Below are 20,807 nucleotides of genomic sequence, written 5' to 3'. Positions count from 1 at the left end.
TTACTACTAAAGTGATTACATACCCCGGCCGTGTGGGGACAATCTGGCCGGGGCAGGGAACGTTTGGGAGAACACATGGACAAGATTACCCAGGGCCGCGGTCGGCTCGCCGCCAAGCTGCTCGGCTGCGCCAGCGCCACTGCCATGGCCGCCGGCCTGCTCGCCTCCGTTCCGGCCAACGCGCTGGTCACGCCGGAGACGCGGCCCGCCAACGCCGCCAGCACCGTGGACGGCACCAACACCCGCCCCTACTGGGTCGGCCTGGGCATCCGCAACGTGGCAGGCAACGGCGGCAGCACCTGCACCGGCCTGCTGATCAACCCCCGCACGGTCCTGTTCGCGGCGCACTGCGTCGACGACACGGCCATGAACCAGTACAACGCCGCCGGCAGCCGCGCCTCGGTGGCCTACACGATGGACCCGACCTTCGGCATCGGGAACCTGCGCCAGTGGCTGTTCGGCAACCAGGCCAACGGCCAGCCGCAGCCCGGGTCCGACGGCCGGACCATGACGTCCGAGTCGGTGAACGTCTTCTTCCACCCGGAGGCGCTCAAGAACGCCTCCAACGCGGGCGACGGCCTGGCCTTCCTGTCGGCGGACATCGCCATGGCGGCCTTCGGCACCGCCACCGACCTGGGCCGGAACAACGCCAACACCATCGGCCTGCTCTTCTCCCCGGTCACCGGTCCCGTGCCGGTGGTGCTGGGCGGCTACGGCCAGAGCGGCAACGGCCTGACCGGCGCCCGGCAGAGCGATTTCCGCCGCCGCCTGGGCACCAACATCATGGGCTTCCTGGGCTCCGACCGGGACGTGACCCTGGGCGTGTACGGCCCCACGCTGATCGCCGACCTGTTCGACCCGCCCGGCGACTCCTACCAGGACATGTACTGGGTGGATTTCGACGACCCGCTGCGCGGGACGCGGAGCCCGGGTTACCCGTTCGACTTCAACGCGATCGACGACGCGCCCACCGCGCTCGAGGCGTCCACCGCCCCCGGCGACAGCGGCTCGCCGCTGGTGACCAACGCCTATGGCCGCGACGTCTCCATCGGCGTGTTGTCCCAGGGCACCCGCTTCTTCTTCGGCCAGAACACCGACCCGTTCTTCGTCGCGCCGCCCCAGGCCAACTACGGCACGCTGGCGGGCTACAACCCGCTGTTCCTGTTCTGGGACTTCATCGTCGCCAACAACCCGTACAAGTACGTCTCGGTGGCCAGCACCGCCGCCACGGTGGAATGGTCCGACGCCAGCGCCTGGCGCCAGGACATGGACCCGAACTATTTCATCCTGCAGAACGGCCAGCTGGTGAACGGCCTGCCCACCACGCCCGCCCTGGGCGTGTCCACGGCCGCCACCAACGTCGGCAAGGTCAACCCCAACCCGAACCCGCTGCCGCTCTGCGCCTTCTTCGGCGACTGCACGGGCCCGACCGCCGGGCCGGCGGGTGACACCACCGCCCTGCCGGGCCTGCTGTCCGCCGACGACATGGCCGAAAAGGTCGCCATCGGCGACACGCTGGTCGACAAGATCGCCACCGGCACCGACCTGGTCGACAAGATCGCCACCGCCGCCCTGCCCCCCGCCAGCGAGCCCACGGCCGCCTGGACGAAGCCGGCAGGTTCCGAGCCCGCGTCGGGCCCCGGCACGGTGGGGAACTTCCGCCCGAACAACCAGAACGGCGCCTCCGGCGTGTTCAACTCGGCGCGCTACTTCGAGGTGACGCTGAACCGGGCGGGCCAGACGGTGAACCTGTCCGCGAACAACGTGTTCACGAACAACACCGTCACCATCGACCGGCTGAACCTGTCCGGCGCCACCACCACGCTGAACATCGCGTCCGGTGCCCGCCTGAACACGGAACTGGGCTCCTACCTCGACGCCGGCACGCTGAATGTCAGCGGCACCTTCGCGCCCCGGGCCCTGGATATGCTGGGTGGCCGGCTGCAGGGCACCGGCACGGTGCTGGCGACCGGCGGCATCCGCAACAGCGGCGGCGTGATCAGCGGCGGCGTGACCGACGCGGCGGGCACCCTGGCCATCACCGGCCCGGTGACCATCAGTGGGACCGGCGCGCTTGGGATCGACATCGTGTCCGCCACCTCGGCCGACCGGGTCAACGTCACCGGCGCCTTGACCCTGGGCGGCATGGGCATGGTCAACGCTGTGGGCAGCTATGTCCCCGCCTGGAACACCTCCTGGGTGGTGGCCAGCGGCACGACGGTGACCGGCAACTTCGGCGGCGTTGCCAGCAACCTGCCCGGCGTGCTGGTGCCTGTGTTCACCACGGCCAACAACCAGGTGACCCTGCGCATCGACGCCCGGCCGTTCAGCACCGCTGTGGCGCTGAACAGCACGGCGCAGCGCAGCTTCGCCGGTGCCCTGGATGCGGGCCGCGCGGCCAACTACACGGCCCTGAAGCCGTTGTACGACTCGCTGGACCCGCTGCCCGCCGCCCAGGCGCGTGAGGCGCTGGACCGGCTGAACCCGGACGATGCCTACCTGGCCCGCAAGGTCAGCCAGGCCCAGGTCGGGTTCATGTCCTCGGCCATCGCCGACCGCATGGCCACTGCCCGCGCCGGCGGCCAGGGCGTGACCATGGCCGGCCTCGCCCCGTCGCTCTTCTCCGGCAACGGCCCGTCGCAACTGCTGGCCATGAACCCGGTTGAGACCCAGATCGCCCAGGACACGGCCGAGAAGGTCGCGGACCTGAAGCCGGGCTACGGCCTGTTCCTGAACGTCCGCCGGCTGGACGGTGACACCACCTCCCCCACCGGCCTGGACGGCGACCTGCAGAACACCCTCGCCACGGTCGGCCTGGACAAGATGTTGAACGACAACATCCTGGTCGGCGCCGCCCTGTCCTATGCGTGGGGCGACAGCGACGTGGCCGGCAACGTGGCGGAGTCGGACGTCAAGACCTACGCCGCCTCGCTGTATGCCAGCTTCAGCAACAACGGCTTCTTCGTGGACGGCTACGGCAGTGTCGGCAACGTCGACACCGACACGACCCGCCGGGTCCTGGGCTTCACCCTGGAGGGCGAGACGGACGGCAAGCTGTTCAGCGCCGGCCTGGGCGTGGGCTACGACCTGAAGGCCGGCTCCTTCGGCGTGGTGCCGGAGCTGCGGTACGACTATGCCAGCGTGGACTATGACGGCTACGACGAGACGGGTGGCGCCGCCGCCCTGCGGATCGGCAGCCGCATGGTGCAGTCCGCCCAGCTCCGCATGGGCTCGACCTTCTACGGCGAGTTCAAGCTGGGCGAGCAGAGCTCGGTGATCCCGAAGCTGACGCTGTTCCGCGCCTCCGAAAGCCGGACCGGCGGCGAGGCGGTGTCCAACGCCACCTTCGTCAACGGCAACGGCGTGCCCGTGGTGGGTGGCCCGGTGCCGAAGCGCGACAAGAGCTGGTTCGAGGTGGGCGGCGGCCTGACCGTGAAGGTCAACCCCACCACCGAGGTGTCCCTCAGCTACGAGGCCACCACGGACCGGTCCGACCTGGACACCAAGGCCTACATGGGCTCCGTCCGCATCCGCTTCTAAGTCCGGGGGCGGCCGGCGCCCGAGGGGCCGTCGACCAGTCATGGTCGGCGGCCACGGGCACAAGGGTAGCCGGTCCCGTCCATCCTCCTTCCCAGGGGCCGCGGCGCTTGCCGCGGCCCCTTTCCTTTTGCGCGGGGGGACCAATTCACCGAAGGTGCGAGTAGCCGATCCCACCGCTGGGTGGACAAGGCCGCCACGAAGTCGCCATCGTCCCCACACGCCCCTGTCATCCCCCAGGACCCAAATCCAGCGATCCCGCGGTTCCCGGCATCCCGCCCCCAGTTGGCACGGCGGCTGCTAAAGCCCGGGGCAGACGAGGGAAGGCGGGCCGTCCGGCCCGGTCGTCCGGGCGGGGGCCCGGGGCCAGGGCAGGCGGAACCGCCGGTGACGTATGGGAAGGGGGAAGTTTCCATGGATTCCATCGATGCGTCCTACCGCCGCGAGCCGGTGCCGGTCGGGCCGGACATCACGGCGGAGGCGTTGCGCCTGGCGATACCTGGACAGGCGGAGGCCCGCGCCCCGGGCTGGCGGGGGGCGCTGCCGCGGCCCAACCGGGCCTGGTTCGTGCAGAAGGCCCGGCGCTACCGCCGCGGCCTGACCGCGCTGGGGATCCTGCTGGCGGGCGTGGCCGGCCTGGCCATCCTGGTGGGCACCGCGCCGGAGGTGGCGCGGGAAGCCAAGCCGGAGCGGGTCTGGACCGTGGACGCGGTCACCGCCGCCCGGGCCACCCACCAGCCGGACATCCGCCTGTCGGGCACCCTGGTGGCCGGCCGCACGGTGGAACTGCGGGCCCTGGTGGCCGGCACGGTGGAAAGCGTGTCCCCGGCCCTGCGCAACGGCGGCGTCATCCGCGCGGGGGAGACCCTGCTGCAGGTGGAACCGCTGGATTATGAGCTGGGCCTGCGGGAAACCCGGGCCGAGGTGCAGGAGGCGGAGGCCCGCCTGGCCGAGCTGCGCGCCACGGCGGAGGCGGAGCGGTCGAAGCAGGCCTTCGCCCGCCAGCAGCTCGACGTGCGGGAGCGGGACCTGACCCGCACCCAGTCCCTGTTCGAGAAGGGCACCGTGGCCGCCCCGCGGCTGGAACAGGCCCAGGTGGCCCTGGCCCAGGAGCGCCAAGCCTTCGCCGCCGCCCAGAACGCCACCCAGGCGGCCGACGCAAGGGTGCAGCAGCAGCAGGCCACGCTGGAACGGCTGCGCGCCCAACTGGTGAAGGCGGAGACGGACCTGGCCCGCACCCGGCTGGTGGCGCCGTTCGACGGCTTCGTCGGCAGCGTCAACGCCGAGGCCGGCATGCGCCTGTCCCCCGCCGACCGGGTGGCGGTGCTGTCCGGGGCGGAGGGGTTGGAGGCGGAGGTCAACCTGCCCACCGACGCCTATGGCCGCCTGGTGCAGGACGGCCAGGGCATTGTGGGCCGCGAGGCTCAGGTGGTCTGGGACATGGGCAGCGCCCGCATCACCTATCCCGCCCGGGTGGACCGGGTGGCCGACCGGATCAGCAGCGCCACCGGCGGCGTCGGCGTCTTCGTCCGGCTGGAGGGCAACTTCACCGAGCAGCCCCTGCGCCCCGGCGCCTTCGTCCAGGTGGTCATCCCCGACCGGCGCTATGCCGAGGTGGTCCACCTGCCGGCCACGGCCCTGCACGGGGACGGCACGGTCTATGTGGTGGGGGCGGAGGACCGGCTGGAGGCCCGCAAGGTCGCCGTCGCCGCCCGCACCGCCGACAGCGTCTTCGTGGCCAGCGGCGTCAACCAGGGTGACCGGGTGGTCACCACCCGCTTCCAGGAGATCGCGGGCGGGGTCAAGGTGGGCATCCGCACCCCCGCCGAGGCGGCCAAGGACGCCGCCGAGGCCGCGGCCGAGGCGAAGAAGCAGGAGGGCGGGCAATGAACCCCGGCGGCCTGATCCGTACCTTCGTCCGCCACAAGGTGGCGGCGAACATCCTGATGCTGCTGATGATCCTGTCCGGCGCCTATGCGGTGCTGACCCTGGACCGGCAGATCGACCCGGACTTCGAGGTGCCCGCCATCAACGTGGTGGTGCCCTGGCCCGGCGCCAGCGCCGACGACGTGGACCGCAGCATCGTCGAGGCGCTGGAACGCGAGGTGCGCTTCCTGGACGGCATCGACGACGTGACCGGCCGCTCCCGCGAGGGTATCGGCGAGCTGTTCATCAATTTCAAGAACGGCACCGACATGTCCAAGGCCCTGTCGGAGGTGGAGAGCGCCATCGCCGGCATCACCACCCTGCCGCAGGGCTCGGAGGAGCCCATCGTCCGCCGGCTGGAGATCTATGACGAGATCATGGAGCTGGTCATCTCCGGCCCCCTGCCAGAACCGGCCCTGCGCGCCCATGCCAAGCGCATCCGCGACCAGCTGATGGACCGCGGCGTGGACCGGGTGGACATGCTGGGCATGCGCGACGTGGAGATCTGGGTGGAGATCCCCGCCGCGGAGATGGAGCGGCTGGACATGACCCTGGGCGACGTGGCCCGGCGGGTGGGCCAGGCCAGCAGCGACGTGCCCTCCGGCAGCCTGACCGGCGGCATCGAGAAGCAGGTGCGCTCCCTGGGCGAGGAGCGGGAGGCGGCGGGCGTCGCCGGCCTGACCCTGCGCACGGACGACCAGGGCCGCCGCCTGATGCTGGGCGAGGTGGCCAAGGTCCACGAGACCTATGAGGAAGGCTCCGTCAGCGGCCGCCGCGGCGGCAACCCGTCCATCAAGCTCAGCCTGCAGAAGGCCAAGAACGGCGACCTGATCGCCATCACCGGCGTGGTGGACCAGTACCTGGCCGGGCTGAAGCCCCCGCTCCCGCCCGGCGTGACGGTGGAGGTGTTCGACCGCAACTCCGACGCCCTGCAGGACCGCATCGCCATGCTGGTGGACAATGCGGTGTGGGGCATGCTGCTGGTGGTGGCCGTCCTCTACGTCTTCCTGCGGCCCTGGATCACCGCCTGGATCACGGTGGACGTGCTGACCAGCTTGGCCGTGACCTTCGCCATCATGCTGGTGCTGGACCAGAGCATCAACATGATGAGCCTGTTCGCCCTGATCATGATGGTGGGCATCATCTGCGACGATGCCATCGTCGTGGCGGAACAGGCGCAGACCTACCATGAGCGGGGCTGGGACCCGAACCGGTCGGTGGAATACGCCGCCCGCCGCATGTTCTGGCCGGTCACCGCGGCCGCCGTGACCACGGTGGCGGCCTTCGGCCCGATGCTGATGATGCGCGGCACCACGGGCGACTTCGTGGAGCCCCTGCCCATGGTGGCCATCGCGGTCATCCTGGCCAGCCTGTTCGGCTGCTTCCTGATCCTGCCCGCCCACCTGAAGCACGGGCTGGAGAAGGACAACGGCAAGTCCTCCAAGGCCCGGCTCTGGTTCGAGCACCATTTCCATACCTTCCGCGACGGCCCCTTCACCCGGGCAATCCAGTGGGCCACGGACAACCGCTATTCCACCATCGCCGCGGCCATCGCCGTGATGATGGTGGCGGTGGGCCTGATGATGGGCGGGCGGGTGCACTTCACCTTCTCCCCCACGCCCGAGGGGCAGTGGATGAACCTGAACGTGCTGTTCAGCCCCGGCACGCCGAAGGAGACGGTGGCCCAGCAGTTGGACGAGGCGGAGGCCGCCCTGTACCGGGTGGAGCAGAAGCTGGGCTACCAGCGCGGCGAGATGATCCACATGGTCTTCGGCCGCCTGGGCGCCACCACGGGCGACAGCCTGCCAGAGCAGGTGGGCGACTATGTCGGCTCCATGAACACGGAGCTGATCGCCGCGGACGCCCGCGACCACCGCCTGCCCGACATCATGAAGCAGTGGGAGGCGGAGACGAAGCTGCTGCCCGGCATCGACCAGATCATCTTCAGCGAGGAGCGGGTGGGCTTCGGCGGGTCCGGCGTGGGCTGGCGCCTGGTGCATGACGACCCCTACGTGCTGAAGAAGGCGTCTGAGGAGCTGAAGGCGGTGCTGGCCACCTATGGCGGCGTCAGCGGCATCCGGGACAACCTGCCCACCGGCAAGCCGGAGCTGGTGCTGAAGGTCACCCCCCGCGGCGAGGCCCTGGGCTTCACCACGGAGCTGGTGGGCCGGCAGCTCCGAGACGCCCTGGACGGCGCCGTCGCCAAGCGCTTCGCCAGGGGCGACGAGGAGGTCACCATCCGCGTCCGCCTCCCGGAAAGCGACCAGACCGAGGAGGGCCTGCGCCAGTTCCGCCTGCGCAGCCCCGCCGGGGAGGAGGTGCTGCTGGGCGAGGTGGTGGAGCTGCATGAGCGCCCGGGCCTGGCCCGCATCCTGCGCAGCGACGGCAAGCGGGTGCTGAGCGTCTTCGCCGAGGTGGACCCCCACGTCTCCAACCCCGGCAAGATCCGGGAGGAGGTGGAGAAGGAGCACCTGCCGAAGATCATGGAGAAGTACGGCGTCAGCCGGAACATGAGCGACGGCAGCCAGCAGGAGGCCGAGTTCTGGGCCGACTTCATGGCCGGCGTGCTGGTGGCGCTGGCGGCGATCTACCTGGTGCTGGCCTGGATCATGGGCAGCTTCGCCCGGCCCGTGGCGGTCATGGCGGTCATCCCCTTCAGCGTCGGCGGGGCAATCTTCGGCCACTGGTTCATGGGCGCCGACATGACGATGATGTCCTACATCAGCATCATGGGCATGTCCGGCATCCTGGTGAACGACAGCATCCAGGTGGTGACCAGCATCGACGAGCGCACCGCCGCGGGCCAGCCGCCCCACTATGCGGTCGTCCACGGGGCGGCGGAGCGGCTGCGGCAGGTGGCGCTGACCAGCCTGACCACCATCTTCGGCCTGCTGCCGCTGATGCTGGAGACGGAGCTGCAGGCCCAGTTCCTGGTGCCCATGGCCATCACCTTCGTCTTCGGCATCGGCACCGCCACCGTGCTGGTCCTGCTGCTGATGCCGGCCATGCTGCTGGCGGTGGAGGATGCCAAGCATGGCCTTGGCTGGCTGTGGCTGCGGATGAAGCGGGGTGGCCGCTGGCTGGCCCGGGACCCGGACGCGCCCAGGCCTGCCCATGGCGGGGATGACTGAGGGGCGAGGGGGTGACAGGGCGGGGGCCGCCGGGGACAACCCGGCGGCCCTTCCTTTTTTCGTGTCCCTCAATTGCCGGCGCCGCATCCGCGGCTTGGCTCACGCGGGCACGGGCCCGCGCGGCGGCGGTCGCCGCCACAGGGGGTTCCCGACAAGCGTAAACCCCCTCTATGCCCGCCCCGCCAGCAGCGTCCAGGCGAGGCGGAGATGGTAAAGGGCCCAGGCGCAGATGCCGCCGAACTTGGCCCCGTCCTCCAGCAGCAGGGCCTTGGCGCCGTCCAGCTCCATCAGGTCCACGACCAAGCTGGCGGCCAGCAGGGCGATGGACGCGGCCATCAGCCCCGTCTCCATCCGCAGGTGCACGGCCCGGAAGCGCCAGAGATAGGCCAGCGCCCCGGTACCGTACGCCGCCAGCGCCCAGCGCTCATCCAGCCCGACATAGAGCGGCAGCAGCGCCTCATGCACCAGCAGCAGGTCGTCCAGCGCCAGCACGGCCGACAGCCCCCCGCCCGCGGCGGCGGCGTCGGCCAAGCTGTCGCGCCGGTTCTGTCCCCACCTCACGACCAGGGCGGCCAGGACGCAGGCCACCGCCGCCGCCCACCAGGCCAGCACGCCCAGGTTGGAAAAGAAGCCGGCATAGGGCGGCAGCCCGCCCGCCCCGGCCGGGTCTCGCAGGGTCCATTTCGGGTCCGCCCCCAGCAGGGTCACGACGGCCACCGCCGCAAGCGGTGCCGCCACCCCCACGGCGTAAAGCCAGGGGGCGGTCCGGTGGTGGGGAGGGATCGTGGCGGCGGGGAGGGACAGGTCGGTAGGCATGGTCGCCAGCATGACCTGCAATGTCTGCGGGTGCGATGTCACAGAACGGTAATGATCGATCGCGACGCGCGGCTGACGGGGTAATCCGCGGTACGATGGGCCTTGCATTTTCTGTTGCCGGGGACGAAAGCCTAACCCTTACCCGCCCGCGAACCCCCGGCCGCCCTGCCATGACCGACGACGACATCCCTAGCCGCCCCGGCACCCTGTCCCTGGGCGGGCCGCTGCCCCCGCCGGGCGGCAATCGCGCGCCCCGGGTGAAGCCCTTCCGCGTGGCGGGCTTCGCCTCCGTCCGGGCCCTGTTCCAGACCGACCCCGGCCGGGTGGAGCGGCTGTTCTATGAGGAGCGGCTGCGCCAGCAGGTGGGCCCCTTCGCCAAGGAGATGGCGACCTTGCGCCGCCCCTACCGCATGGTGGGGGAGGAGGAGCTGGAGAAGGTGGCGGGCACCAAGCTCCACGGCGGCGTCGTCGCCGTCGCCCAACCGCGGCCCATCCATGTCTTCACGCTGGACCAGGCGGAGCAATGGGCGCGGGAAGGGGACCCGCTGCTGCTGCTGGACGGGGTAAGCAACCCCAACAATCTGGGCGCCATCATCCGCACCGCCGCCTTTTTCGGCATCCGGCGCGTGGTCCTGTCCGACCACCCGGCCCAGGCGCTGGTGTCCGAATCCGCCTACCGGGTGGCGGAGGGCGGGTTCGAGCATGTGGACCTGTACGGCGCCAACCGCTTCCCCGACGCGGTGCGGGCCCTGGGCCCCCTCTACCGCACCGTCGGCACGGCCCTGGGCCGGCACAAGCCGCTGGACGGGCTGTCCGCCGCGGGCGGCAAGCCGGTGGCCGTCATCCTGGGCAACGAGGAACACGGCATGCAGGAAGCCACCCGCGCCGCCTGCGCCGAGGTGGTCATGATCCCCGGCAGCGGCAAGGTGCAGAGCCTGAACGTCAGCGCCACCGCCGCCATCCTGGCGTTCCTGATGACGCGGTGAGGGGGTGCCATGCCCCGCGTCATCCTGCTGAACAAGCCCTATGACGTGCTCTGCCAGTTCACGGATGAGGGCACCGGGCGGGCGACGTTGAAGGATTTCGTGCCGGTGCCCGGCGTCTACCCCGCCGGGCGGCTGGACCGGGACAGCGAGGGGCTGGTGGTGCTGACCGATGATGGGCCGCTGGTGGCCCGCATCAGCGACCCCCGACACAAATGGCCCAAGACCTATTGCGTCCAGGTGGAGGGCGCGCCGACGAATGCCGACCTGGAGCCGCTGCGCCGCGGCCTGACCCTGAATGACGGGCCGACCCTGCCGTCCCAGGCGCGGCTGGTGGCGGAGCCGGAGTGGCTCTGGCCCCGCGACCCGCCGGTGCGCTTCCGCAAGGCGATCCCCACGAGCTGGGTGGAGTTGGTGCTGCGCGAGGGGCGCAACCGCCAGGTCCGCCGCATGACTGCCGCCATCGGCTTCCCCACCCTGCGGCTGGTGCGTTGGGCCGTGGGGGACTGGACCCTGGACGGGCTGGCGCCGGGGGAATGGCGGGAGGTGCCGGCCCCCGCCGTCAGTCCCGCAGGTCGCGCAGCTTCGACAGCCGGTCCGCCGCGAAGGCCCGCTCGGCCTCGCTCATCACGGGGGTGATCTCCGCTTGGCGCTTGCCGGCGTCGGGGTGGCCCAGGCGGCGGGCCCGCTCCAGCCAATAAAAGGCCTTGCCGAAGTCGATGGGCGTGCCGTGGCCGCCGGCATGGGCGATGCCCAGGTTGAAGGCGGCCAGCCCCTCCCCCAACTCCGCCGCCTGACGCCACAGGGCATGGGCGCGGCGGTTGTCCTGGCGCACCCCGTCGCCCCGGGCCAGCAGCACGCCCAGGTTCGCCAGGGCCGTGGCCTCCCCCTGCGCCGCCGCCTTCTCATACCAATGGGCGGCCAGGGAGAAGTCGCGCGGCACGCCCTTGCCCTGGTGGTACAGGAAGCCGAGGTTGAACTGTGCCTGGGCGATGCCGGACTCCGCCGCCACCCCGTACCAGCGCGCCGCCTCCGTGCAGTCCTCCGGGATGCCCAACCCATGCTCCAGCATGGCGGCCAGGTTGTTGGCGGCGGCGGGATGGCCGGCCTCCGCCGCCTGGCGGAACAGGGTCGCGGCCAGGGCGAAGTCGGGGCTGTCGCCGACCAGGCCGGCATGGGCCTGCAGGAACAGGCTGTCGGGATCGATGGGTCGCATGGCCCACACATAGTCATCTTGCCAGCCGATGCCAGCCACCCCATGCTGGCGGCAAGTCATTCGCCGAAGGGGGGAACCGGATGGGGATGCGTGCCTGGCTGCCGGTGGCGGCACTGGTCCTGCTGGCGGCACCGGCCGAGGCCCGGGACAAGGGCGGCAACTACGCCGTCTATGCCCCCAGCTGCGAGGAGGTCAATGCCGGCGCCAAGGAACAGGCGGTCCGGTACGGGGTGCTCACCTGGGTGCAGGGTTTCCTGACGGCCTTCAACTATGCCAAGGACGAGACGTGGGACATCCTGCCCATGGACGACCTGGATCCGGTGGTGGCCGGGATGTTCGATTATTGCCGGGAGAACCCAAAAGATGACCTGGCCGCCGCGGCGGAGGTGATGGTCGAGGAGTTCTGGTCCAGGCGGCTCAAGGCCTTGCCGCCGGGTTAGGGCGGGTTTCGAATTCGAAACCCGCTGTCCCCGTCAAAGCCCCAACCCCTTCAACGCCGCGATGCTCTCCGCGGCGTTCCGGTGCAGGATGAAGGTGCCGCCCTTCTCCTCCCACCCCGGTTTGGTCTTCTCCCGGTCGTCCACCAGCACGTGGCCCGGGCCGGACCAGCGGGGCTTGTCGCGGGCCATGCAGGTGATCACCTCCACGTCTGCGCCCAGCATGTTGGCCACCCAGCGCTGCTTCTGCGGCGCGGCCCATTTGCCCAGGGGCAAGCCGGTCAGGATCACCGGCCGGTGCGGCTTGCAGTATTCCCACAGGTCGTGGGCATCCTGCATCAGGTGCAGGGTGCCGAAGAAGTCCGGCGCCCGGGCCAGGGCGGCCCACATCACCTTGGTGGGCAACTGGTCCGGCCGCCTGCCCGTGATCATCTCCACCCCCCGGTCGAAGTCGGCCAGGACCCCGTCCAGGTCCAGGAACAGCCGGTGCGGCGCCATCATTCCTCCTCGTCCCTTCCGGTCATTGCCACGGTGGCCGGTCCCGCTATGCTGCGTCAACGGAAGGGTAACAGCGGGGGCACCGGCTTGTCGGCGGCAGAGGGGGTGGAGGTGGGGGCGGCGGACACGCCCCGCTACCAGCAGGTGAAGGCCCATGTGCTGGGGCTGGTGGCGGCGGGCGCCCTGAAGCCCGGCGACCGGGTGCCGTCGGAGCATGAGCTGGTGGCCGCCTTCGGCGTCTCCCGCATGACCGCCAACCGGGCGCTGCGGGAGCTGACGGCGGAGGGCAAGCTGACCCGGGTGGCCGGGGTGGGCACCTTCGTCGCGGCGCCGAAGCCCCGCGGCGCCATGCTGGAACTGCGCCCCATCCGGGAGGAGATCCTGGCCCGCGGCGGCCGCCATTCGGCGGAGGTGCTGCGCCTGGCGCGGGAGGAGGCGTCCGGCGAACTGGCCGCCGCCTTCGAGCTGCCCCCCGGCACGCCCCTGTTCCGGTCGGAAGTCCTGCACCGGGAGGACGGCCGGCCCCTGCAGCTTGAGGAACGCTGGGTCCTGCCCGCCGTGGCCCCCGCCTACCTGGCCCAGGACTACACTTCCACCACCCCGTCCGACTATCTGCTGGCCGTGGCCCCGGTGCAGGAGGCCGAGCACCAGGTGGAGGCCGCCCTACCCGACGCCCGCCTGCGCCGGCTGCTGGAGATGGGCGCCGCCGAGCCCTGTCTGCTGCTCCGCCGCCGCACCTGGGTCGCCGCCCCCGCCGGCCCCCGCGTCGCCTCCCTGGCCCGCCTCTGGTACCCCGGCGGGCGCTATGCGCTGGGAGGGCGGTTCCGGCCGGGGTGATACGAAGAATGCAAGGCACATGAGGTCACCCCGGCCTTGAGCCGGGGCCCTTGGGAAAGCGGACGTGCCAAGGGGCGGCAGCGGGCCTGTGGAGGGGTGGCAGGGCTTTCGGTGCCCTGCATCGACCGATCCCGAGGGCCCCGGCTCTCCGCTGCGCTGCGGCCGGGGTGACTCACGTGCCCTGCCTCAACCCACCCCCACACCCCCCACCACCCGCCCCACGCAGCGCGTCCCGCCCAGCCAGTAGGCCAGCTCGGCCGGCTGGCCGACCTCCCAGATCGCCAGGTCGCAGGCCTTGCCGACTTCCAGCGTGCCCACCTCATCCGCCAGCCCCAGGGCGGTGGCGGCATGGCGGGTGGCGCCGGCCAGGGCCTCGGCCGGGGTCAGGCGGAACAAGGTGCAGGCCATGTTCAGCATCAGCAGCAGCGACCGGGCGGGCGACGTGCCGGGGTTCAGGTCCGTTGCCACGGCCATGGGGATGCCCCGCGCCCGCATGCCCACCACATCAGGGGCCTGGCGCTCCCGCAGCAGGTAGAAGGCGCCGGGCAGCAGCACGGCCACGGTGCCGGCGGCGGCCATGGCGTCCAGCCCGGCGTCGCCGGTGTACTCGATGTGGTCGGCGGACAGGGCGCCGAAGCGGGCGGCCAGGGCGGCACCGCCGGTATCGCTCAACTGGTCCGCGTGCAGCTTCACCGGCAGGCCATGGGCCTGGGCGGCGGTGAAGACCCGCTCCACCTCTTCCACGGTGAAGGCGATGCCCTCGCAGAAGGCGTCCACCGCGTCCGCCAAGCCGTCCCGGGCCGCGGCCGGGATGATCGTTTGGCAGACCAGGTCGATGTAGCCGGCGCGGTCGTCCTTGTATTCCGGCGGCAGGGCGTGGGCGGCCAGCAGGGTGGTCCTCACCCGTACCCCTCCCTCCTGCCCGATGCGGCGGGCGACGCGCAGCATCTTCAGCTCGGACTCCAGGTCCAGGCCATAGCCGGACTTCACCTCCACCGTCGTCACGCCCTCCGCCAGCAGGGGCGACAGGCGGGCCATGGCGCTGGCGAACAGCGCCTCCTCCGACGCCGCCCTTGTCAGGGCCACGCTGCGGGCGATGCCGCCGCCGGCCTTGGCGATCTCGGCATAGGGCACGCCTTCCAGCCGCTGTTCCCACTCCCCCACCCGGTCGCCGCCGAAGACCAGGTGGGTGTGGCAGTCGATGAGGCCCGGGGTCACCCAGCTTCCGCCCAGCCGCTCCACCCGCCCCGCCAGGGCTTCCGGCGGGCCGGGCAGGTCGGCACGGGCGCCGACCCAGGCGATGCGCCCGTCCTTGGCGGCGATGGCACCGTCCCGCATGGTGCCATAGGCGTCGGTGCCCGGTGCCATGGTGGCCAGGTGCCCGTCCAGCCATAGCGTGTCCCACATCGGTGCGCCTTCCATGCCATTCCTCCCCTTGCCCAGGGCCCAAGATTAGCGTTAGGCTACTTGTATAGACAAGTTCCAAACCAAGGCCCCGCCTGACCGGGGCCGGGTGGGGGAGGGAACGATGCCCAGCTATTTCGCGCCCGCGGCCCGGCTGCCGGAAGGGTGGGCCCGCGACGTGCGGCTGGAGGTGGGGCCGGACGGGCTGCTGACAACGGTGACCGCCGGCGCGGAGCCGGGGGACGCCGTGCGCCTGGCGGGGCCCGTGGTGCCGGGCATGCCCAACCTGCACAGCCACGCCTTCCAGCGGGCCATGGCCGGGCTGGCGGAGCAGGGCGGGGCGTCGGGCGACAGCTTCTGGTCCTGGCGCCGCACCATGTACGGCTTCGTCTCCCGCCTCACCCCGGACGACGTGCGGGCCATCGCCGCCCAGCTCTATGTGGAGATGCTGAAAGCCGGCTACACCGCGGTGGCGGAGTTCCATTACCTGCACAACGGCCTGGACGGGCGGCCTTACGCCGACCCGGCCGCCCTGTCCCGCGCCATCCTGGCCGCGGCCGCTGAGGCGGGCATCGCCCTGACCCACCTGCCGGTGCTGTACATGGTGGGCGGGCTGGACGGGAAGCCGCTGGCGGAGGGGCAGCGCCGGTTCCAGGGCACGCCGGGCGGCATGCTGTCCCTGCTGCTGGCCTTGCAGGAGGAGGCGGGGCCGGAGGTGCGCTTAGGACTTGCCCTGCACTCCATCCGCGCCGTGCCCGCCCGGGCCATGCGGGAGGCCTTGGCCCTGCTGGACGACACGGACCCCACGGCACCCGTGCACATCCACATCGCCGAGCAGCCGAAGGAGGTGGAGGAGGCGCAGGCCTTCCTGGGCGCCCGCCCGGTGGAATGGCTGCTGGGGGAGATGCCGGTGAACCGGCGCTGGTGCCTGGTCCACGCCACCCACATGAATGAGGCCGAGACCAAGAAGCTGGCCGCAACGGACGCCATCGCCGGCCTGTGCCCCACGACGGAGGCGAATCTGGGCGACGGCTTCTTCCGCTGGGAAACCTGGCGGCGAGCCGGCGGGCGCTTCGGTATCGGCAGCGACAGCCATTGCAGCGTGGACGCGGCGGAGGAGCTGCGCTGGCTGCACTACGGCCAGCGGCTGCTGACTGGCCGGCGCGCCCTGGACCTGCCCGGCCGGTCGCCGAACCTGGGCGCGCGGCTGTGGCTGGATGCGGCGGAGGGCGGCGCCCAGGCCCTGGGCCGCCGCACCGGCCGCCTCGCCCCCGGCTGCAAGGCCGACTTCCTGGTGCTGGACCCGGACCACCCCACGCTGCTGGGGCGGGAGGGGGACCTGCTGCTGGACTCCGTCGTCTTCGCCAACACCCGCACCAACCCCATCCGCGACGTCTTCGTGGCCGGTACCCCGGTCGTGGAGGCGGGACGCCACAAGGCCGAGGAGGCGGTGGCCGCGCGCTATGGGGGCGTGGTGCGGAAACTGCTTTCGTAAACTTTCCCTCTCCCTGGGGAGAGGGTGGCGCGATAGCGCCGGGTGAGGGAGGTGGGCGTAGGGACCCACGCGAACCGCACCGTTTCGATGAACCCGTCCCCCTCACCCCCGCCTTCGGCGGACCCTCTCCCCAGGGAGAGGGAACAGGATAATCCGGAGCCCTTGAGACATGCCCACCCGCCGCGACAACACCCGCATCATCCGCAGCCCCCGCGGCCTGACCCTCACGGCCAAGTCCTGGGCCACCGAGGCGCCCTTGCGCATGCTGATGAACAACCTGGACCCGGAGGTGGCGGAGAACCCGGAAGCGCTGGTGGTCTATGGCGGCATCGGCCGGGCGGCGCGGGATTGGGAAAGCTTCGACCGCATCGTGGACACGCTGAAGCGGCTGGAGGATGACCAGACCCTGCTGGTGCAGTCGGGCAAGCCGGTGGGCGTGTTCCGGACGCACAAGGATGCGCCCCGTGTGCTGATCGCCAATTCCAACCTGGTCCCCCACTGGGCGAGCTGGGACAAGTTCCATGAGCTGGACCGGCTGGGGCTGATGATGTACGGCCAGATGACGGCCGGGTCCTGGATCTATATCGGCACCCAAGGCATCGTGCAGGGCACGTACGAGACCTTCGTCGCCGTGGGGCAGAAGCATTATGGCGGCGACCTGACCGGCAAATGGATCCTGACCGGCGGGCTGGGCGGCATGGGCGGGGCCCAGCCGCTGGCCGCCACCATGGCGGGTGCGAGCTGCCTGGCGGTGGAGTGCCAGCCCAGCCGGATCGAGCGGCGGCTGGAGACCCGCTACCTGGACCGGCAGACCGACAGCCTGGAGCAGGCCCTGGACTGGATGGAAGAGGCGCGGTTGAGCGGTAAACCCGTCTCCGTCGGCCTGCTGGGCAACGCGGCGGAGGTGTTCCCGGAGTTGGCCCGCCGCGCCAAGGCCGGCGACAGGCGCGCCACGCCGGACGCGGTGACCGACCAGACCAGCGCCCACGACCCCATCAACGGCTATCTGCCCGCCGGCTGGACGGTGGCGGAGTGGCTGGAAAAGCGGGAGCGGGACCCGAAGGCGGTGGAGGCCGCGGCGCGGCGGAGCATGGTGACCCATGTCCAGGCCATGCTGGACTTCTTCCGGCTCGGCGTGCCGACCCTGGACTATGGCAACAACATCCGCCAGGTGGCGAAAGAGGAGGGGCTGGCGGATGCCTTCGCCTTCCCCGGCTTCGTCCCGGCCTATATCCGGCCGCTGTTCTGCTTAGGAAAAGGCCCGTTCCGCTGGGCCGCCCTGTCCGGCGACCCGGACGACATCCGCAAGACGGACGAGAAGGTCAAGGAGCTGATGCCCCACGACCGGCACCTGCACCGCTGGCTGGACATGGCGCGGGAGAGGATATCCTTCCAGGGCCTGCCCGCCCGCATCTGCTGGCTGGGCCTGGGCGACCGGCACCGCATCGGCCTGGCCTTCAACGAGATGGTGGCGCGGGGGGAGATCGGGCCCGTGGTCATCGGCCGCGACCATCTGGACAGCGGCAGCGTCGCCAGCCCGAACCGGGAGACGGAGGCGATGAAGGACGGCTCCGATGCCGTGTCCGACTGGCCCCTGCTGAACGCCCTGCTGAACTGCGCGTCGGGGGCCACCTGGGTATCCTTGCACCATGGCGGCGGCGTGGGCATGGGTTTCAGCCAGCACAGCGGCATGGTGATCCTGTGCGACGGGACAGCCGACGCCGCCCGCCGCCTGGAACGCACCCTGTGGAACGACCCCGCCACCGGCGTGATGCGCCACGCCGACGCCGGCTACGAGGACGCGGTGGACTGCGCCAAGCGGCTGGGCGTGGACATGCCGATGCTGGGGTGAGCCCGTGGTGTTGGGCCAGGGGACACGGATGAACGCGGATGATGGCCGGATTGACCCGGATGGTGTGCAGATGGGGAGGGGGAAGTTTGGGGACATTCACGGACACGCACCAAACACGCACGAACATTCACAAAAATAAAATGCCTCCGGCGCTGCCTGAATGCGGCGTAGCCGCAATGAGTCCTGTGTGTGTTCGTGAGTGTATTGTGCGTGTTCGTGAATGTTCTATAGGCGCCACTTACCCGACCTGGCCCGACGTCGTCGCCAGCGCCTTGCCTATCCGCGCCAATCCCAAATCATATCCCCGTTCATCCGTGTCCAAATCCTTCCGCCAGGCCCAACCATGACCACCCCCTTCACCCTCACCCAAGGCCGCATCCCCCTCCTGGTCTCCTTCCCCCACGTCGGCACGGACCTGCTGCCGGGGTTGGCCCAAAGGCTGACGCCAGCGGCCAAGGACCTGCCGGACACGGACTGGCTGCTGCCGGACCTCTACGACTTCCTCACCGACCTGGGCGCCAGCACCCTCGTGGCGCATTACAGCCGCTACGTGGTGGACCTTAACCGGCCGGCGACGGACGAAAGCCTCTACCCCGGCCAGACCACCACCGGCCTGTTCCCGGCGAAGACGTTCACGGGGGAGCCGGTCTGGCAGACCCCGCTGACGCAAGGTGAGAGGGACCAGCACCGCGACACGGTCTGGGCCCCCTACCACACCCAGCTCTCCGCCGAGCTGGAGCGGCTGAAGGCCCGGCACGGCTATGCCCTGCTGTGGGACGCCCACTCCATCGCCCCCGAATTGCCCCGGCTGTTCGAGGGGCGGTTGCCCGACCTGAATTTGGGCAGCAATGGCGGCCAGTCCTGCCCCCCGCCGTGGCGCAGGCTGTCTTACAAGCGGCGGAGGCGTTCCCCGCCTTCACGCGGGTGCTGGACGGGCGGTTCAAGGGCGGGCACATCACCCGGCATTATGGCCGCCCCGACCAGCGGGTCTTCGCCCTGCAACTGGAGCTGTCCCAGGCCACCCACCTGGCCGACGGCCTGCCCGCCGCCCTGGACCCCGCCCGCTGTGCGACCTTGCGCCCCTGCCTGCGCGCCATGGTCCACGCCTTCACCACCGAATCAGCCCGCTTCCTGGAGCCCGCATGATGACCGCAGCCCCCCTGCGCCTGACCCCCGGCAGCCTGACCCTGGACGACCTCCGCCGCGTGCTGGCGGGGCCGGTGCGGCTGGACATCGCCCGGGCCGACCTGGCCAAGGCGGCGGCCTCCGCGAGCGTGGTGGAGGCGCTGGTCGCCCAGGGCCGCACCGCCTATGGCATCAACACTGGCTTCGGCCTGCTGGCCAAGACCCGCATCGGCGCCGACCAGTTGGCGGAGCTGCAACGCAACCTGGTGCTGAGCCACGCCACCGGCACCGGGCCCCTGCTGGACGACGCGGTGGTGCGGCTGGTGCTGGTGCTGAAGGCGGCCAGCCTGCTGCGGGGCTACAGCGGCGTGCGCGATGGGGCGATCCTGGCGCTGGTGGCGCTGGTGAACGCGCAGGTCTATCCCTGCATCCCGTCCAAGGGCTCCGTCGGTGCGTCGGGCGACCTGGCCCCCCTGGCCCACCTCGTGGCGCCGCTGCTGGGGGTGGGGGAGGTACGGCACCAGGGCAAGGTGCTGCCGGCCGCCGAGGGTCTGGCCATCGCCGGCCTGGCCCCGCTGGAGCTGGGGCCGAAGGAGGGCCTGGCCCTGCTGAACGGCACCCAGGTCAGCACGGCCCTGGCGCTGGCCGGCCTGTTCGCGGCGGAGACGGTGTTCGACGCCGCCATCCTGGCCGGGGCCATGAGCGTGGACGCCGCCCGGGGCAGCGACACGCCGTTTGATGCCCGCATCCATGAGATCCGCGGCCACCAGGGCCAGATGGACGTGGCCGCCGCTTACCGCCGGCTGTTGGCGGGCAGCGCCATCCGGGAAAGCCATGTCAATTGCAGCCGGGTGCAGGACCCCTATTGCCTGCGCTGCCAGCCCCAGGTGATGGGCGCCTGCCTGGACCAGCTGCGCATGGCGGCCCACACCCTGTCCATCGAGGCGAACGCCGTCACCGACAACCCGCTGGTCTTCGGCGACGACCAGGCGATCCTGTCCGGCGGCAACTTCCATGCGGAGCCGGTGGCCTTCGCCGCCGACCAAGTCGCCATTGCCCTGGCTGAGGTAGGCAACCTGTCGGAGCGGCGCAGCGCCATGCTGGTGGACCCCAACCACAATGGCGGCCTGCCCGCCTTCCTGGTGGCGAACGGCGGCGTCAACAGCGGCTTCATGATCGCCCAGGTCACCGCCGCGGCCCTGGCCAGCGAGAACAAGGGCTTGGCCCACCCGGCCAGCGTGGACAGCATCCCGACCAGCGCCAACCAGGAGGACCATGTCAGCATGGCCACCTGGGCCGCCCGGCGGCTGCTGGACATGGCCGACAACGCCGCCGGCATCGTGGCGGTGGAGCTGCTGGAGGCCGCCCAGGGGCTGGACTTCCACCGCCCGCTGAAGTCCGCCGATCGGATCGAGGAGGCGCACGGCCTGCTGCGCTCCCAGGTGCCGTTCTGGGACAAGGACCGGTTCTTCGCCCCCGACCTGGCCGCGGCGAAGGAGTTGGTGAGGATCGGGGCCGTGGGCGCGGGGGTGGGGGCGTGGGTGTAGTTC

The 20,807-nt window shown here is 71.1% G+C and carries 14 protein-coding genes and 1 pseudogene; 11 read left to right on the top strand and 4 right to left on the bottom strand.

The window, feature by feature from the left end; all coding sequences use genetic code 11:
- Nucleotides 1-75: 75 nt before the first annotated feature.
- The 3 genes from HHL28_RS13890 to HHL28_RS13880 all read left to right on the top strand — a co-directional run bounded on the left by HHL28_RS13890 (nt 76) and on the right by HHL28_RS13880 (nt 8,594).
- Nucleotides 76-3,540: an autotransporter outer membrane beta-barrel domain-containing protein gene (locus HHL28_RS13890; RefSeq protein WP_075769841.1), complete on the top strand. Its 3,465-nt coding sequence runs from the start codon at nt 76-78 to the stop codon at nt 3,538-3,540.
- Nucleotides 3,541-3,951: 411 nt separating this feature from the next.
- Nucleotides 3,952-5,427 carry an efflux RND transporter periplasmic adaptor subunit gene (locus HHL28_RS13885; RefSeq protein WP_075769840.1) on the top strand — a complete coding sequence of 492 codons (1,476 nt, stop codon included), beginning with the start codon at nt 3,952-3,954 and terminating at the stop codon, nt 5,425-5,427.
- A complete protein-coding gene (locus HHL28_RS13880) occupies nt 5,424-8,594 on the top strand; it encodes an efflux RND transporter permease subunit (protein WP_075769839.1) in 3,171 nt (1,056 codons plus the stop codon). The genes HHL28_RS13885 and HHL28_RS13880 overlap by 4 nt, the downstream gene beginning before the upstream one ends.
- 168 nt (nt 8,595-8,762) lie before the next feature.
- Here the strand turns inward: HHL28_RS13880 and HHL28_RS13875 are convergent, their stop codons facing one another.
- Nucleotides 8,763-9,422 carry a hypothetical protein gene (locus HHL28_RS13875; RefSeq protein ID WP_075769838.1) on the bottom strand — a complete coding sequence of 220 codons (660 nt, stop codon included), beginning with the start codon at nt 9,420-9,422 and terminating at the stop codon, nt 8,763-8,765.
- Between the two features lie 158 nt (nt 9,423-9,580).
- On the opposite strand from HHL28_RS13875, the gene HHL28_RS13870 reads away from it, so the two are divergent.
- Nucleotides 9,581-10,396 (top strand): TrmH family RNA methyltransferase, encoded by an 816-nt coding sequence (locus tag HHL28_RS13870; protein WP_083698899.1) that lies wholly within the window; start codon nt 9,581-9,583, stop codon nt 10,394-10,396.
- Between the two features lie 9 nt (nt 10,397-10,405).
- Nucleotides 10,406-11,032: a pseudouridine synthase gene (locus tag HHL28_RS13865; protein ID WP_075769837.1), complete on the top strand. Its 627-nt coding sequence runs from the start codon at nt 10,406-10,408 to the stop codon at nt 11,030-11,032.
- On the opposite strand, the gene HHL28_RS13860 is transcribed toward HHL28_RS13865, so the two are convergent.
- On the bottom strand, nt 10,956-11,609 hold the full coding sequence (locus HHL28_RS13860) for a tetratricopeptide repeat protein (protein ID WP_169655301.1): 654 nt from the start codon (nt 11,607-11,609) through the stop codon (nt 10,956-10,958). The two genes, HHL28_RS13865 and HHL28_RS13860, sit on opposite strands and share 77 nt — an antisense overlap.
- Before the next feature lie 86 nt (nt 11,610-11,695).
- On the opposite strand from HHL28_RS13860, the gene HHL28_RS13855 reads away from it, so the two are divergent.
- Nucleotides 11,696-12,049, top strand: a complete 354-nt coding sequence (locus HHL28_RS13855) for a hypothetical protein (protein ID WP_075769835.1) — start codon at nt 11,696-11,698, stop codon at nt 12,047-12,049.
- 33 nt (nt 12,050-12,082) lie between these two features.
- Here HHL28_RS13855 and HHL28_RS13850 read toward each other — a convergent pair whose 3' ends face one another.
- Nucleotides 12,083-12,547, bottom strand: coding sequence for a hypothetical protein (locus HHL28_RS13850; RefSeq protein WP_404325793.1), 465 nt, complete (start codon nt 12,545-12,547; stop codon nt 12,083-12,085).
- 84 nt (nt 12,548-12,631) lie between these two features.
- On the opposite strand from HHL28_RS13850, the gene hutC reads away from it, so the two are divergent.
- On the top strand, nt 12,632-13,381 hold the full coding sequence (gene hutC / locus HHL28_RS13845; protein WP_404325791.1) for a histidine utilization repressor: 750 nt from the start codon (nt 12,632-12,634) through the stop codon (nt 13,379-13,381).
- Between the two features lie 186 nt (nt 13,382-13,567).
- On the opposite strand, the gene hutI is transcribed toward hutC, so the two are convergent.
- Complete coding sequence (hutI, locus tag HHL28_RS13840) at nt 13,568-14,803, bottom strand: imidazolonepropionase (RefSeq protein WP_075769834.1); 1,236 nt, start codon at nt 14,801-14,803, stop codon at nt 13,568-13,570.
- Nucleotides 14,804-14,909: 106 nt separating this feature from the next.
- On the opposite strand from hutI, the gene HHL28_RS13835 reads away from it, so the two are divergent.
- The 4 genes and pseudogenes from HHL28_RS13835 (at nt 14,910) to hutH (ending at nt 20,804) form a co-directional block, all read left to right on the top strand.
- Nucleotides 14,910-16,280: a formimidoylglutamate deiminase gene (locus HHL28_RS13835; protein ID WP_075769833.1), complete on the top strand. Its 1,371-nt coding sequence runs from the start codon at nt 14,910-14,912 to the stop codon at nt 16,278-16,280.
- A gap of 169 nt (nt 16,281-16,449) precedes the next feature.
- The gene (gene hutU / locus HHL28_RS13830; protein ID WP_075769832.1) at nt 16,450-18,132 is read left to right on the top strand and encodes a urocanate hydratase; all 1,683 of its coding nucleotides are present in this window, start codon (nt 16,450-16,452) and stop codon (nt 18,130-18,132) included.
- A 220-nt stretch (nt 18,133-18,352) separates the two neighbouring features.
- A pseudogene (gene hutG / locus HHL28_RS13825) lies at nt 18,353-19,278 on the top strand (N-formylglutamate deformylase).
- On the top strand, nt 19,278-20,804 hold the full coding sequence (gene hutH, locus HHL28_RS13820; RefSeq protein WP_075769830.1) for a histidine ammonia-lyase: 1,527 nt from the start codon (nt 19,278-19,280) through the stop codon (nt 20,802-20,804). The pseudogene hutG and the gene hutH overlap by 1 nt, the downstream one beginning before the upstream one ends.
- The last annotated feature ends 3 nt before the right edge of the window (nt 20,805-20,807 follow it).

This window comes from Aerophototrophica crusticola (assembly GCF_012913305.1).
In the GTDB taxonomy this organism is placed as follows: Bacteria; Pseudomonadota; Alphaproteobacteria; order Azospirillales; family Azospirillaceae; genus Niveispirillum; species Niveispirillum crusticola.
The sequence above is the reverse complement of the archived record's forward strand: the minus strand, read 5'-3'. Positions and strand labels throughout refer to the sequence as shown.

Bases quoted from the DNA above. Each gene is read 5' to 3' on its own strand.
- HHL28_RS13890 (WP_075769841.1), top strand. From the start codon at position 76: ATGGACAAGATTACCCAGGGCCGCGGTCGGCTCGCCGCCAAGCTGCTC.
- HHL28_RS13885 (WP_075769840.1), top strand. From the start codon at position 3,952: ATGGATTCCATCGATGCGTCCTACCGCCGCGAGCCGGTGCCGGTCGGG.
- HHL28_RS13880 (WP_075769839.1), top strand. From the start codon at position 5,424: ATGAACCCCGGCGGCCTGATCCGTACCTTCGTCCGCCACAAGGTGGCG.
- HHL28_RS13875 (WP_075769838.1), bottom strand. From the start codon at position 9,422: ATGCTGGCGACCATGCCTACCGACCTGTCCCTCCCCGCCGCCACGATC.
- HHL28_RS13870 (WP_083698899.1), top strand. From the start codon at position 9,581: ATGACCGACGACGACATCCCTAGCCGCCCCGGCACCCTGTCCCTGGGC.
- HHL28_RS13865 (WP_075769837.1), top strand. From the start codon at position 10,406: ATGCCCCGCGTCATCCTGCTGAACAAGCCCTATGACGTGCTCTGCCAG.
- HHL28_RS13860 (WP_169655301.1), bottom strand. From the start codon at position 11,609: ATGCGACCCATCGATCCCGACAGCCTGTTCCTGCAGGCCCATGCCGGC.
- HHL28_RS13855 (WP_075769835.1), top strand. From the start codon at position 11,696: ATGCGTGCCTGGCTGCCGGTGGCGGCACTGGTCCTGCTGGCGGCACCG.
- HHL28_RS13850 (WP_404325793.1), bottom strand. From the start codon at position 12,547: ATGATGGCGCCGCACCGGCTGTTCCTGGACCTGGACGGGGTCCTGGCC.
- hutI (WP_075769834.1), bottom strand. From the start codon at position 14,803: ATGGAAGGCGCACCGATGTGGGACACGCTATGGCTGGACGGGCACCTG.
- HHL28_RS13835 (WP_075769833.1), top strand. From the start codon at position 14,910: ATGCCCAGCTATTTCGCGCCCGCGGCCCGGCTGCCGGAAGGGTGGGCC.
- hutU (WP_075769832.1), top strand. From the start codon at position 16,450: ATGCCCACCCGCCGCGACAACACCCGCATCATCCGCAGCCCCCGCGGC.
- hutH (WP_075769830.1), top strand. From the start codon at position 19,278: ATGACCGCAGCCCCCCTGCGCCTGACCCCCGGCAGCCTGACCCTGGAC.